This is a genomic window from Sorangium sp. So ce302, assembly GCF_051530145.1.
Taxonomy (GTDB): domain Bacteria; phylum Myxococcota_A; class Polyangia; order Polyangiales; family Polyangiaceae; genus Sorangium; species Sorangium cellulosum_B.
Genome location: NZ_CP150326.1, coordinates 7294557 through 7308943, shown reverse-complemented (window position 1 = coordinate 7308943; position 14387 = coordinate 7294557). Strand labels below are relative to the sequence as shown.

General features: G+C 72.7%; 7 protein-coding genes. 4 read left to right on the top strand and 3 right to left on the bottom strand.

Annotated elements, in window-relative coordinates; all coding sequences use genetic code 11:
- Positions 1-73 precede the first annotated feature (73 nt).
- Positions 74-436, bottom strand: a complete 363-nt coding sequence (locus WME73_RS27600) for a response regulator (protein WP_437911480.1) — start codon at positions 434-436, stop codon at positions 74-76.
- On the opposite strand from WME73_RS27600, the gene WME73_RS27595 reads away from it, so the two are divergent.
- A complete protein-coding gene (locus WME73_RS27595; RefSeq protein ID WP_437911479.1) occupies positions 429-701 on the top strand; it encodes an Hsp20/alpha crystallin family protein in 273 nt (90 codons plus the stop codon). The two genes, WME73_RS27600 and WME73_RS27595, sit on opposite strands and share 8 nt — an antisense overlap.
- 25 nt (positions 702-726) lie before the next feature.
- Here the strand turns inward: WME73_RS27595 and WME73_RS27590 are convergent, their stop codons facing one another.
- A complete protein-coding gene (locus tag WME73_RS27590) occupies positions 727-1581 on the bottom strand; it encodes a hypothetical protein (protein ID WP_437739376.1) in 855 nt (284 codons plus the stop codon).
- A gap of 285 nt (positions 1582-1866) precedes the next feature.
- Here WME73_RS27590 and WME73_RS27585 point away from each other — a divergent pair, with 285 nt between their 5' ends.
- Genes WME73_RS27585 through WME73_RS27575 form a run of 3 tightly spaced genes read left to right on the top strand, consistent with a single transcriptional unit; the run spans position 1867 to position 7621 of the window.
- Positions 1867-3588: a serine/threonine-protein kinase gene (locus tag WME73_RS27585; protein ID WP_437911478.1), complete on the top strand. Its 1722-nt coding sequence runs from the start codon at positions 1867-1869 to the stop codon at positions 3586-3588.
- Positions 3585-6374, top strand: a complete 2790-nt coding sequence (locus tag WME73_RS27580; RefSeq protein ID WP_437911477.1) for an FG-GAP repeat domain-containing protein — start codon at positions 3585-3587, stop codon at positions 6372-6374. Before WME73_RS27585 ends, WME73_RS27580 begins: the two co-directional genes overlap by 4 nt.
- Entirely contained in the window at positions 6371-7621 is a 1251-nt protein-coding gene (locus WME73_RS27575; protein ID WP_437911476.1) for a PEGA domain-containing protein, read from the top strand. Before WME73_RS27580 ends, WME73_RS27575 begins: the two co-directional genes overlap by 4 nt.
- A gap of 162 nt (positions 7622-7783) precedes the next feature.
- Here WME73_RS27575 and WME73_RS27570 read toward each other — a convergent pair whose 3' ends face one another.
- Positions 7784-14122: a DUF4215 domain-containing protein gene (locus tag WME73_RS27570; RefSeq protein WP_437917438.1), complete on the bottom strand. Its 6339-nt coding sequence runs from the start codon at positions 14120-14122 to the stop codon at positions 7784-7786.
- Between the last annotated feature and the right edge of the window lie 265 nt (positions 14123-14387).

Below are 14387 nucleotides of genomic sequence, written 5' to 3'. Positions count from 1 at the left end.
CCGCTGGACGGGACGCCTCATTTTCCCGTGACGATCTCGACACCGGTCCAGTCGGCAGGAGCGCCGTTGGCCATCAGATGAGCGATGCGCTGCTGATAGACATGGGCGGCTTTGTCGGCAGGGACAGGTGCGTCGTCACGCGGGTCAGCAGCTCATCATGCTGAAAGGGTTTGGTCACGTAATCGACGCCCCCGACCTCGAAGCCCATGATCTCATGGGCCGTGTCCGTGAGGCTGGGCACGAAGATGACGGGAATGTCCCGGGTGGCCGGGTTGTCCTTCAGCCGGCGACAGACCTCGAAGCCGTTCACGTTCGGCATCATGACGTCGAGCAGGATGAGATCGGGGCTCTCGCGGCGGAGCAGCGCCAGCGCGCTCTCCCCGTCCTCCGCCGTGAGCGCGTCGATCCCGGCAACATCGAGGTGCTCGATGAGCACCTGTCGGCTGGCCGTGAGCGGGAAGCGCGAGGAGGAGAGACGCGAGGAGAAGGAGACCTATTTCTCGTGCGAGCGCTCCTATGGCAGCTTCAGCCGGAGCTTCACCTTGCCTGCGGGCGTCGACGCCGAGAGGGCGACGGCTGCTCTGAAGGACGGGGGCCTGACCGTCACCGTGCCCAAGACGCCGGAGACGCAGCCGAGGCGGATCCCGGTGCAGGCCCCTGCGCCGACTGCTGGAAGAGAGCAGGGGACGAAGGCGTCCTGAGCGGACCACGAGACAAGGCCGCTGCTCAAGAACGTCGTGTCGGCCATAACCATGCTGAGGCCGTCCTCCGCCGTTCCAGGCGCGTCGGGGTGCAATCGCGCGTAGGCCTGGGGGACGCATTCGCCCTGCGCAGCGCCAGCGCCGCGAGCAGCGCGCACAGCCACGCGAGTCCATAGGCGGCCGCCGGGGACAACCACGCGAGCCCCACGTAGAGCGCCGCGAAGAACGAGGCGAAGCCGAGCAGGCCGCGCACGAAGCCCGCGAGAAGGGCCACCGTGGCGGCCGCGCCGTGCCGGGGCAGGGTGAAGCACGGCAGGACGTTGCCGGTGATCGGGATCGCGAGCAGCAGGCCGCTCACGCCCGCCGGCGCGGCGCCAGCGCTGCGCACGATGCACCAGGCCATGGCCATCGCCGCGACCACCCGGCAGGCGAGCTCTACGCGCGGAATGGTCACCGCCGCGGGCGGCTCGCGCAGGCGCGGCAAGGCGAGCGCGCCCATGGCAGGCGACAAAAGCGCCGCGGCGCACGCCAGCGGCGGGGGCAACCGCAGCGCGAGCAGCGCCGCCCCCACCGACAGGAAGGCCGCGTTGGCGGCGAGCAGCGCCACACCCCAGCGCCGCCCCCACCGCGCACACCAGGCGAAGGTGAGCACATGAACGATCGTGGCCGGGAGGCACACCAGCGTCGCGAGCGCGATCGCGCCCGCGTGGGCGGGCGTCTCCTGCAGGAGCACGAAGCCCATGATCGGTCCCACGATCATCGGCAGCCCGGCGATCGTGCCGCCCACCGCGTGGCCGAAGCGGCGCGCCGCCAGCGAGGAGAGCAGCACCGACGCGCCCACAAGCGCGAGCTTCAGCAGCACGAGGGCCCGTGCCTCCATCGATCGCGCCGCACGGCATGCATGGCTCGCGGGGCCCTGTAGGGCAACACCCCATGTGAGACAATGCCAGAGGCTCTCCTGCTCGGCGCAGCGAGGTGGTCAAACCTCCGGCGCGCGCCTCGCGCCGCGCGGGGCGGCGAGGACGGGCCTCGACGCGGCGCCGAAGGGACGCTTCACGCTGCGCCCGCCCGCCGGAGGCCGGAGCACAGAGCGCTCGCCGGTTTGCGACGCTCGGGGGCTCTGGGCTGCGTCAGGCTCCCCGTGTACGCTCTCCGTGGTTTCCTCATGTCGACATGCCCTACGTGCCGAACCGAGCATGCGGACGGCGTTGCTGCCTGCGCGACGAACGCCGAGACGCTCGCGGCGGAGCCCGCGCCGCCCGGCGCCGATCCAGAGCTCGCGCCGGGAACGCCGGTCGGCGAGTACCGCGTCGAGGCCAAGATCGGGGCAGGGGGCTTCGGCACGGTCTACCGCGCGATCCACCCCGTCATCGGCAAGGCGGCGGCCATCAAGGTCCTGAGCCGCCAGTGCTCCGCGAACCCGCAGCTCGTCTCCCGCTTCGTCGCGGAGGCGCGGGCCGTGAACCAGATCAGGCACCGCAACATCATCGACATCTTCTCGTTCGGCGCCCTCGAGGACGGCCGGCACTACTACGTGATGGAGCTGCTCGAGGGGATGACCCTCGACGCCTACCGCCGCAAGCGCGGGCGCCTCCCGCCCGCCGAGGCGCTGCCCATCCTCGTCAAGATCGCGCGCGCGCTCGACGCAGCGCACGCGGCGGGCATCGCGCACCGTGACCTCAAGCCCGAGAACGTGTTCCTGGTCTTCGACGAGGACGGCGCGATCTTCCCGAAGCTGCTCGATTTCGGCATCGCCAAGCTGCTCGGCGAGTCCTCGAGCGCCGTGCACAAGACGCGGACGGGGCACCTGATCGGGACGCCGCTCTACATGTCCCCCGAGCAGTGCCGCGGCAAGAACGTCGATCACCGGACGGACATCTACTCGTTCGGGATCCTCGCGCACGAGCTGCTCGCCGGCGCGCCGCCGTTCGACGGCGAGAACGCGTTCGACCTCCTGATCAAGCACACGTCGGAGGCGGCGCCCCCTGTGTCGACCGTGGCGACGCACCTCTCGCCGGCGCTCGACGCGCCGCTCCTGCGGATGCTCGAGAAGGAGCCCGCGAGCCGCCCGGCGTCGCTGCTCGAGGCGACCGCGGCGCTCGTGGAGGCCGCGCGCGGCGCGGGGTACGAGCTGCCCGGTGGCCTTCTGCGGGCGAGCGACGCCGCCGTCGGGCGAGGCGCCGGCGAGGCCGCCGCGCGGCGCCGCGCGCGCGGCGCCGCCGTGGAGGCGCTGGACGCTGGGCTCGCGCCGACGCAGCGCGGCCCCGCCGCGGAAGCGAGCTCGGGGCTGCACGGGAACGAGACGTTGCTGCAGGGATCGCTGCCGAGCAACCTGGAGAGCACGCCGGCCACGGCGTCGCGGCGGAGAGCGGCGCTCACGGCGGTCGCCGTCCTCGGCGTCGGCGCGGCCGCGGCGCTCACGCTGCACCTCGGGCACAGCGAGCCGGGGGCCGACGCCCCGCGCGCGCCCGCGTCGGCGGCGGCGATGCCGAGGACGGAGGCCGCGCTGGTCGCGCCGGTCCTGCCGGCTTCCGCCGTCGCCGCTGCCACGCCGGAGTCGGACGCGCCGTCTCCGCCGCTGGAGGCGACCGCCGCAGCCGCGGCGAGCGCCGACGCGGCGCCGCCCGACGTCGAGCTCCGGATCCAGGCGACGCCGAAGGAGCTCGAGGTGTGGAGCGAGGGCAAGCTCGTCGGCAAGGCGCCGGGGCCGCTGCGCCTGCCGCGCGGGCGCGCCGTGACGCTCACCTTCAAGGCGCCCGGGTACCAGGAGCAGGCGCAGGAGGTCCCGGCCGAAGCGGACGGCGCGATCGCCGTGTCGTTGAAGAGGGCGGCGTCGACCGCGAGGGGCGCCGTCAGGAAGGGCGACCTGGAAAACCCGTTCCAGTGAGCATGCGCGCGCGGCCCGGCTTCAGGCGATACGTGCGCGCGATCGGGGGGGCCGCGGCGCTGCTCGTCGCGGCCGCCGGCTCCGCCGGGTGCGTGGAGCTCGGCGAGATCTCCCCGGGCGTGTGCGGCAACGGCGTCATCGAGCCGTCGCGCAACGAGGACTGCGACTGCTTCGAGGCGCGCGAGCCCTGCGAGGTGAAGACGCAGGACGCGCAGGGCGCGACCTCGACGACCTGGTGCAACCCGCGCGGAAGCGAGAACGAGTGCCGCTTCGTGTGCAACGACGTGGACCTCATGTGCCCGAGCGGGTGGGGCTGCGGGGTCGACGGCGTGTGCCGCGTCTCCACGGGCAATTTCAAGCCGCTCGGCGCCGCGCTGCCGCTCGGCGCGCAGCGGCTGATCACGGGTGATCTCGACGGCGACGGCCGCGGCGACCTCGTGGGCGTCGGCTCGACGAGCCTCGAGGCGCTCTATTTCGATGCGAACAGCACCGTGGGGACCCAGGTGTCGATCCCCTCGGCAGGGGACACGCCCGCGCTCGCGCGCCTCACCGACGACGAGACGACGGACATCGCGCTCAGCGTGGGGCCTGGCGTGGCGATCCTGAGCGGCGAGCCGGGCCGCACGTTCGCGCCGGTCCCCGTGCTCGCGTCGGTGTTTCGCCTGGGCTCGCTGCTCGGCGCGGCGTCCGAGACGACGACCCTCCGCGGCGCGCGGCTCTTGCCCGTCGGCAGCACGCGCGAGGACGGACAGACGTGGGTCGCCCTGGTCGTCGGGACCGACACGCGTGGGGCGGCGCCGGAGGATGTCATCGCCGTCGTGCAGGGGGCGGAGAGCGGCCGGCTGTCGTTCATCGATCGGCAGCGCGGGCTGCGCGACGTCGCCGGCCCGCTCGCGAGCGCGGAGCTCGGCGGCGGCCCGCTCCACGAGGTGGTCGTCGCCCTCGCGGACGACTCGGCCGTGCACATCTACTCGCCGGACGACGGCGCGCACACCGCGGTGGAGCTCCCGGCGGGCGCGCGGATCGCGGGCGCGGCCTTCCTCCGGGACGTGAGCGGCGACGGCGTCCTCGATCTGCTCGTGGGCGCCACGTGCGCGCAGCCTGACCCCCGCTTGCCCGCGGGCGCGCCTTGCTACGAGCTCGACGTCGCGGAGGGCGCAGGCGGCGGCGCGTTCGGCGGCATGGCGCCGTACGGCGATCTCTCGTACCCGGCGGGCGACATGAGCTCCGGGCGCTTGCCCGGCTTCGGGGCCCCCGTCGCGATCGGCGATCTCAACGGCGACGGGGTGATCGACATCGTGGACCCCGACGCCGTGAGGCTCGGAAACGCCCGGCCGTCTCCTCCCTACCAGGTCGAGTTCGACCGGCTCGCGCCGGCGAACGGCCGGCGCTGGACCAGCGCGGTGATCGCAGACCTGACCGGCAACGGCGCGCCCGACGTCGTCGTCGGCTCCGCCGACGCGACGGATCTGACGTTCTTCAACGGCGTCCCCGGCGCGCAGGCCTCCGATTTCAAGCTCAACGAGCTCAAGATCCCGACGCTGGGCAACGTCTCGAGCTTCGTCGTGGGCGACTTCGACGGCGATCTCCTGCCGGACCTCTCGTTCGCCGAGAGCGCCGGGAGCTCGCTGTCGAGCGCGGAGCACCCGACGCTGGCCGTCTGCTTCGGCCGGTACATGAAGGCGCCGGAGCCGCCGGTGCGGCTCGGCGCCTTCGAGGGGCTCCTCGACATCGCGGCGGTGCGGCTTCCAGAGCCGGACGACGCCGTGGACGACATCAGCGTGCTCTTCTCGCACGGCGGCGACGTCGCGTTCAGCCTCATCGAGGGCAGCAGCTCGCGGTCGCTGCTGCCGCCGTTGCCGCTCGTCCGCTCGGGCGACGTGCGGCAGGCAGGCGAGCTGCGCGCCGTGAGGAGCATCGCCGGCCGCTTCGGGGGCGATCGGGCGGAGGTCGCCTCGCTGACGATCGCTCCTCCGAGCCCTGGCTCCTCCCGGGGCTCGGCCGAGCTCTGGCTCTTGCCGGCGGTCGACTCGGGCGCCATCGCCATGGTCGACGAGGCCAAGCACCGCGTCTCGCTCCCCGCGGAGCTCGTTCCCTCCCGGGAGCCCGCGTGGGCGCTGGATGGGGTCGCCGTCGATCTCGACGGCGATGGAACCGATGAGCTCGTCCTCTCGCTGGCGATCGAGGTCGAGGAGGAAGACGCGGCAGCGGAGCCGGGGACGCCGGCCCTGGCCGGCGCGGTCACCCTCGTGCGCCGCGGCGCGAGCGGCGCCTTCGAGGCGCCGGAGGCGGCCTTCTCGCCCGCGCCTCACACGCTGTACGGGGGGCTCCGCGCCGGCGACATGGACGGCGACGGCCACGCGGACGTCGTGGGCGTCGCGTACGAGCTGGCGCCAGGGACGCGAACGATCACGGCGAGCCGGCTCGCCGTCTTCTGGAACACGGGCGAGGGGGCGCTCGACGCGCCGATCGAGCTCGAGGTACCCGACCCCAGCCTCGAGGACCTGGCGAGCGAGGTCACCAGCGCCGACTTCGCCCGCGTCGACGACGGGATGGGAAGGTCGCTCGTCGTGCTCACGCGCAGCGCGGCCTACGCGCTCGACGTGTGCGGCGACGGCGCGGCGGGCTGCCATGATCTCGGCCAGCACCAGCTCCGCAAGCTGGACGGCATCCCCGGCGGCTCCGCGATCGCGACGTGCGACGTCCTCGGCGATGGGGTCGACGATCTCGCGGTGCTCAGCGACGGCGCGCTCCGCGTCCACGAAGGAGTCCCGAACCGCCGATGAAGACCTCGCTGTGCGTCGTGCTCATGGCCTTCGCGGCGACCGCGCTCGCGCCGAGCGCGGCCTCGGCGGAGGAGGACATCGAGCAGGCGAAGGCGCTCTACAACGCCGGCGCCCAGGCCTACGCCGCGACACGGTACCGCGATGCGGTGCAGTCGTTCGAGGCGGCGTACAGGAAGGCGCCGCGCCCTGCCCTCCTGTTCTCGCTGGCCCAGGCCTACCGGCGCCTGTACGTGGTCGAGCAGAGCCCCGAGGCGCTGCGGGCCGCCGTCGCGAACTACCGGCGCTATCTGGAGCAGGTCCCGCAGGGCGGGCGCCGCGCGGACGCGACCGAGGCCCTGAGCGAGCTCGGGGTGATCGCCGCGCGCCTCGAGGCGAGCGCTTCGTCGTCGCCCGCCGCGCCCGAGGCGGCGCCGCCCGACGTCAGGCCGCGGACCCGCATCAACGTCACCTCGCCGACAGCGGGGGCTCGCGTATCCATCGACGGCGGCGCGCTGGCCGACGTGCCGCTGATGGCCGAGGTGCAGCCGGGCAAGCACCGGATCAAGATCACGGCCGACGGCCACATCGACGAGCTGCGCGAGGTGGTCGCGATCGAGGGGGACATCCTCGGGATCGACCGGGAGCTGCGCGAGCGGCCGGCGCTCCTCCAGGTGAAGGCCCCCGTCGGCGCGCAGGTCACTCTGGACGGGCGCTTCGTCGGCACGACGCCGCTGCCGCTCCTCCAGGTCGCCCCGGGCAAGCGGTTCTTCGTCGCCACGAAGAACGGCCACGGGCCGTTCTCTCGCGAGCTGTCGCTTCGCCGCGGCGAGCGCCTCGTCATCGAGGTGGGCCTCACGAGCTCCTTCCAGCGGAAGATGTCCTATGGCCTCGTCGCGGTGGGAATCCTGTCCGCCGGCGTCGGCGTGCTGACGCTGGCCTCGGGCCTCGAGGAAGAGGACCAGGCGCGCGAGATCGCCGAGAAGCGCGCGGAGCAGGGGATCTCGGAGAAGGAGCTGGGCGACTACCGGGATCACCTCGACACGCGCGACGAGCTCGCGAACGCGACCGTCGGCCTGTTCGGCACGGCCGCGGCGTTCGCCCTCGGCGGCTTCGTGTTCTACGCGTTCGACACGCCGAACCCGCCGCCGCTGCCCGCGCGCACGGACCCCGCGCCCGCGCGCACGGGCGGCCCGATGCTCGAGCTCTCGGCCGCGCCGATCCTCGGGCCTGGGCTCGGCGGGGCGGGGCTCGTCGGCCGGTTCTGGTGAAGGCACCGCAGAGCCCCGGGCCGCCGAGGGCGGCCATCGCGAGCTAGCGGCGGTATCTGGGAGGAGGTCGACCCGAGCGACGCGCCGTGCGGCGCCGGGGTTGCGGGCCCGCGGGGGAGGCGTCGAACGACGCCTTCGCCCCGCGCGCCCGCCTTCGCTCGATCAGTTGGGGAACCCGTCGAACTGGCAGGTCAGGCTGCAGCCGTCGCCGCCCGTGCGGTTGCCGTCGTCGCACGCCTCGTAGACGCTCTGCACCTTGCCGTCGCCGCAGTACGGGCCGTAGACGCAGCCCGGCGCGCACTTGCCGTAGCCGCCGGTGTTGTTTCCGTCGCCGTCGTCGCACTGCTCCGGGCCGTTGCGGATGCCGTCGCCGCAGCGCGGGCCGAGCTGGCAGCGCGGGCCGCACTGGCCGTAGCCGCCGTCGTTCTTGCCGTCGTCGCACTGCTCGCCGGGCTGGACCACGCCGTCGCCGCACTGCCCGCCGACGCGGCAGTTGTTGCTGCAGCCCGTGGCCTCGTTCGGGGGATCGCACTGCTCGCCCCACTCCTCGTCGACGCGGCGGTCACCGCACTTCGCCGCCGGGCTGCAGTCGGGCATGCAGCTCCCGTAGAAGCCGTCGTTCACGCCGTCGTCGCAGGTCTCGGCGCCGTTGACGCGGCCGTCGCCGCAGTACGGCCCGTACTGGCAGAGGGCATCGCACCCGTTGTATTCGCCGCTGTTCTCGCCCTCGCCGAGATCGCAGTCCTCCTCCGCGGGCTGGACGATGCCGTCACCGCAGCGCGGCCCGAAGATGCACGAGGGCCCGCACTTGCCGTACTCGCCGTCGTTGATCCCGTCGTCGCACTCCTCGCCGAACTGCGGCTGGATCACCCCGTCGCCGCAGTGCGCGCCGAGCCGGCAGCTCACGCAGTTCGGGTCGGTCGCGCTGTCGCACTCCTCGCCCCAGTCGGCGTCGACGCGGTTGTCGCCGCACCTCGGCGCCGGCGTGCAAGCCGGCGCGCAGGTGCCGTAGGTGCCGTCGTTCACGCCGTCGTCGCACGCCTCGGCGCCGTTCCTGATGCCGTCGCCGCAGTACGGCCCGTAGTCGCAGGTCGCGGTGCACCCGCCGTACCCGCCGGTGTTCTGCCCGCTGCCGAGATCGCAGTCCTCCTCGGTGGGCTGGACGATGCCGTCGCCGCAGCGCGGCCCGTAGAGGCACGAGAGCCCGCACTGGCCGTACCCGCCGTCGTTGACGCCGTCGTCGCACTCCTCGCCGAGGGCCGGCTGGGTGATCCCGTTGCCGCACTGCGCGGGGAGCCGGCAGCTCACGCAGTTCGGGTCAGCCGCGTTGTCGCACTCCTCGCCCCACTCGGTGTCGACGCGGTTGTCTCCGCACCTCGGCGCCGGCGTGCAGCTCGGGTTGCAGGTGCCGTAAGCGCCGTCGTTCACGCCGTCGTCGCACCCCTCGGCGCCGTTCCTGATGCCGTCGCCGCAGTACGGCCCGTAGTTGCAGGAGGCGGTGCACCCGCCGTACCCGCCGGTGTTCTGCGCGCTGCCGAGGTCGCAGCGCTCTTCGTCGGGCTGGACGATGCCGTCGCCGCAGCGCGGCCCGTAGAGGCACGAGAGCCCGCACTGGCCGTAGCCGCCGTCGTTGACGCCGTCGTCGCACTCCTCGCCGAGGTCCGTCTGCGTGATCCCGTTGCCGCATTGCGGGGGGAGCTGGCAGCTCAGGCAGTTCGGGTCGGCCGCGTTGTCGCACTCCTCGCCCCACTCGGCGTCGACGCGGTTGTCGCCGCACCTCGGGGCCGCCGTGCAGTTCGCGTTGCAGGTGCCGTAAGCGCCGTCGTTCACGCCGTCGTCGCACCCCTCGGCGCCGTTCCTGATGCCGTCGCCGCAGTACGGACCGTAGTTGCAGGTCGCGGTGCACCCGCCGTACCCGCCGGTGTTCAGCGCGCTGCCGAGGTCGCAGCGCTCTTCCTCGGGCTGGACGATGCCGTCGCCGCAGCGCGGCCCGTAGAGGCACGAGAGCCCGCACTGGCCGTACCCACCGTCGTTGACGCCGTCGTCGCACTCCTCGCCGAGGTCCCGCTGCGTGGCCCCGTCGCCGCAGTGCTCGCCGCGCTGGCAGCTCACGCAGTTCGCGTCGGTCGTGCTGTCGCACTCCTCGCCCCAGTCGGCGTCGACGCGGTCGTCGCCGCACATCGGCGCCGGCGTGCAGTTCGGGTTGCAGGTGCCGTAGAAGCCGTCGTTGACGCCGTCATCGCACCCCTCGGTGCCGTTCCTCCTGCCGTCGCCGCAGTACGGCCCGATCTGGCACTCGCGCGTGCAGCCGCCGTAGCCGTTCGCCGTGTTGCCGGAGCCGAGGTCGCACGCCTCGTACGGCGCGTTGACCGCGCCGTCGCCGCACCGGGGCGGGGCCACGCACCCCGGCGCGCAGGCGTTCGAGGCGTTGGCGTACGTGCTGTTGTTGACCCCGTTGTCGCAGGTCTCCATGCCGTTCCTCTGGCCGTCGCCGCAGTACGGCCCGAGCTGGCAGTTGTTGCACTGGCCGTAGCCCGTCCCGTTCTCGCTGCCGTCGTCGCACTCCTCGCCCGGCGTCACGACCGGCGGGTCGACCCCGCACTGCGGCGTGCACACCGACGTGCCGGCGCTGAAGCCCGACAGCGTGAGCTGGTAGTTCGACCCGGTGACGTGGCGCTCGGCCTGGAACACCGCGATCTCGTAGACCTTGCCCGGCTCGAGGTTCAGGTCGACCTCGTACGTGGTGCCGCGGTTCGTGCAGCCGGCAGCGGTGCCGCACGGGGTCACGCGTGCGTCGCCATTATCGAGGATGGTCACGCTCTCCTGGAGCTGCCCGTGGATGCCGCCGATGTCCGCGGTCAGCGTGTTCTTGATGAACACCCAGACGTCGTCGTCACCGAAGAAGGTGAGCACCGGGTCGGCCGCGGCGCCGTTCGGCGTGAACTGGAACCAGTACCGGACCTCGCTCGTGAAGTAGAAGTTGTGCCCGTCGTTCTGCGCCCGCTCCAGCCCGGCGGAGACCAGGTTGTTGAGCACGGGATCGCCGCCCGGCGGGGTGCGGTCCACCGGCCAGAACGGGTTCCGCTGGTACACGTACCTGCCGGCGTTTGGGAGCAGCTCGATGGTGGTGACGAGCGTCCTGTTGTACGTCGGGTTGTCCCGGTACCACCACTGGAAGTTGGATTGCCCCGTGGTCCAGCCGGTGTTCGCGGTCGGCAGGAAGGGGCCGGCGCCGTACGCATTCACGGGCTTGCCCGCGCTGTCGAGCGTCGTCTGGACGGTGTAGTCGGTCTGCCCGTTGCCCGTGATCTCGAAGTCGAAGTGCCCGATGAAGCCGTCCGTCAGGTTGGCGTCGCATTGGGTGTTGTTCGAGCTGCTGGTGTTGCCCTCCGGATACCAGCCGATGAAGTCGCGGATGACCATCGGCAGCCGCATCTCGCTGGGCTGAACGGCGCAGGTGTAGCCCGGCTCGATCGTGCACGTCGCGGAGCAGCCGTCGCCGCTCGCGGTGTTGCCGTCGTCGCACGCCTCGGTGGCGTCGCCGGGCAGGAGCATGCCGTCGCCGCACTTCGAGATGCACGCGCCGCCCCTGCAGTCCGGCTCGCCCTTGCAGTCCGGCGTGCAGCCGTCGCGCCAGTTGCCGTTGCCGTCGTCGCAGGGCTCGGTGCCCTCGCGGATGGCGTTGCCGCAGACGGAGAAGCCCGTGCAGTCCTGGGGCTCTCCGTTGTCGCAGACGCTTCCGGGCTCGATCCGGCAGGTCTCGTCGCAGCCGTCGTCCGAGAAGGGATTGCCGTCGTCGCACTGCTCGGCGCCGTTCTTGAACCCGTCGCCGCAGACGGTCTTGCAGGGGAACCCGACGCGCGAGCAATCCCACCCGTCCTCGATCGTCTGGCAATCGGCGCTGCAGCCGTCGCCGCTCGCCGGGGGCTGCTTCCCGTCGTCGCACACCTCGGTGCCGCCGATCTTGCCGTCGCCGCACACGGGCGGCGGCGGCGGGGTGCAGCGCCCGCCGCCCGGCGGGCACGTCCAGCCGACCTCGATCTTGCACTGCGCGGTGCAGCCGTCGCCGCCGACAGGGTTTTCCCCGCCGCCGTCGTCGCACTGCTCGCCGAGCTGCACCGTGCCGTCGCCGCAATAGGTCCTCACGGTGCAGGGCTGGCCGGGCTTGCAGATCCAGCCCTCCTCGAGCCGGCAATCCGCCGTGCAGCCGTCGCCCGACGCGGAGTCGCCGTCGTCGCACTCCTCGCCGTTGTTCACCCGCCCATCGCCGCACTGGTAGACGAGGACGCAGGCCCTGCCCGGCTCGGGGCACACGTACGCCGGGTCCACCGTCTTGCAATCGGCGCTGCAGCCGTCGCCGCCCGCGGTGTTGCCGTCGTCGCAGAGCTCGCCGGGGTTCACGGCGCCATCGCCGCACCGGAACAGGAGCACGCAGGGCTGGCCCGGGGTCGGGCAGCTGTAGAAGGACTCCTGCCGGCACAGGCTCGAGCAGCCGTCGCCGCCCGCGGTGTTGCCGTCATCGCACTGCTCGCCGGTCTCCTTGAGGCCGTTGCCGCAGGCCGGCAGCCGCGTGCACGGCTGGCCCGGCCGGCTGCACTGATACCCCGGCTCGCGCATGCAGTCCGCGCTGCAGCCGTCGCCGGACGCAGGCGGGGAGTCGCCGTCCTCGCACTGCTCGCCGTCGTTCACGCGGCCGTCGCCGCACCAGTAGTTGATGGTGCAGGGCTGACCCGGCGTGGTGCACGTGTAGATCGGGTCCACCCCGCTGCAGTCGGCGCTGCAGCCGTCGCCACCCACGGCGTTGCCGTCGTCGCAGACCTCGCCCGGGCTGAGCACGCCGTCGCCGCACCGGATCAAGAACTCGCAGGGCTGGCCCGGGGTCGGGCAGCTGTAGAAGGACTCCTGCCGGCACAGGCTCGAGCAGCCGTCGCCGCCCGCGGTGTTGCCGTCATCGCACTGCTCGCCGGTCTCCTTGAGGCCGTTGCCGCAGGCCGGCGGCCGGGTGCACGGCTGGCCGGGGCGGCTGCACTGATACCCCTCCTCGCGCATGCAGCTCGCGCTGCAGCCGTCGCCGCTCCGGGTGTTCCCGTCCTCGCACTGCTCGCCCTCGTTCACGCGGCCGTCACCGCACCAGTAGAGGCGGGTGCAGGGCTGACCCGGCCTGGGGCACGTGTAGATCGGGTCCACCGCGCTGCAGTCGGCGCTGCAGCCGTCGCCGCCCACCGTATTGCCGTCGTCGCAGACCTCGCCCGGGTTGATCGCGCCGTCGCCGCACCAGTAGAGGAGGGTGCAGGGCCGCCCCGGCGTCGGGCAGGTGTAGAAGGACTCCTGCCGGCACAGGTTCGAGCAGCCGTCGCCGCTCGCGGTGTTGCCGTCGTCGCACTGCTCGCCGCTCTCCAGGGCGCCGTTGCCGCAGACCGGCAGGAGCTCGCACGGCTGCCCGGGCCGCGAGCACACGAAGCCGGGCTCGCGCATGCAGGTCGCGCTGCAGCCGTCGCCGGAGGCGGGCGGGTCGTCGCCGTCCTCGCACTGCTCGCCGTTGTTCACGCGCCCGTCGCCGCAGCGATAGAGGAGGATGCAGGGCTTCCCCGGCTCGGAGCACGCGTAAAGCGGGTCCAGCGTCTTGCAGTCGGCGCTGCAGCCGTCGCCGCCCTGGGCGTTGCCGTCGTCGCAGATCTCGCCCGGATCCACCGCGCCGTCGCCGCACCGGATCAGGAGCTCGCAGGGCTGTCCCGGCGTCGTGCAGACGTAGAAGGACTCCTGTCGGCAGAGGCTCGAACAGCCGTCGCCGCTCGCGGCGTTGCCGTCGTCGCAGAGCTCGCCGGCCTCCTTGACCCCGTTGCCGCAGACCGGCAGGCGCTCGCACGGCTGCCCGGGCTTCGGGCACACGAAGCCCGCCTCCCGCTTGCAGTCCGCGGCGCAGCCGTCACCGGACGTCTCGTTGCGGTCGTCGCACTCCTCGGAGCCGTTCACGCGGCCATCGCCGCAGTCGTAGAGCAGCGTGCACGCCTCGCCCGGCCTCGGACAGACGTACGAGGGATCGACGAAGATGCAGTCTGCGCTGCAGCCGTCGCCGTCTGCGGTGTTGCCGTCGTCGCAGAACTCGCCCGGATCGACCACGCCATCGCCGCAGGCGATGGTCAGCACGCACGGCTCGCCTGGCGTCGGACATGCACAGTAAGGCTCGATCTCGCACAGACCGGAACAGCAATCGCCGGGCAGGCTGTTGCCGTCGTCGCACGCCTCGCTGGCCTGGTTGATCTCGCCGTCGCCGCAGGCGGGCTCCTGGGGCAAGAGGCACTCGGGGGGCGGGTCGTCGACGGCGCAGGGATCGGGCCCGCCGCCGCTTCCGCCGCCGCCGGAGGCGACGCCCGAGCCGAAGTCACTGCCACCGCCGCCGTCGCCGGAGCCGCTGGAGGTCACGCTCCCCGCGCCGCCTACGCCAGGATCGCCCGTGGTGGAGGGCGCGCCCCCTCCACAGGCGGCGACTATGTGCAGCAATCCCACGGCCAAAGCCAGATAAGACGTTCTCAACCTCACGACACACCTCGACGAACACGAGCGGCTGCGCTCGGGCAGGACCAGGACGAACACGAGCGGCTGCGCTCGGGCAGAAAGGCCGACGACCCGTCTCCAGGGTAGCCCGGCCGCCCTTCGCACCCCTAGACGAAAATCACTTCATCCTGCGCCACTCGGCCACACCCGCAGGAGCGCCCGTTCGCAGCGGAGTCTGCGGAGCACCGTTGACGAATGACGCGCGTTGCGC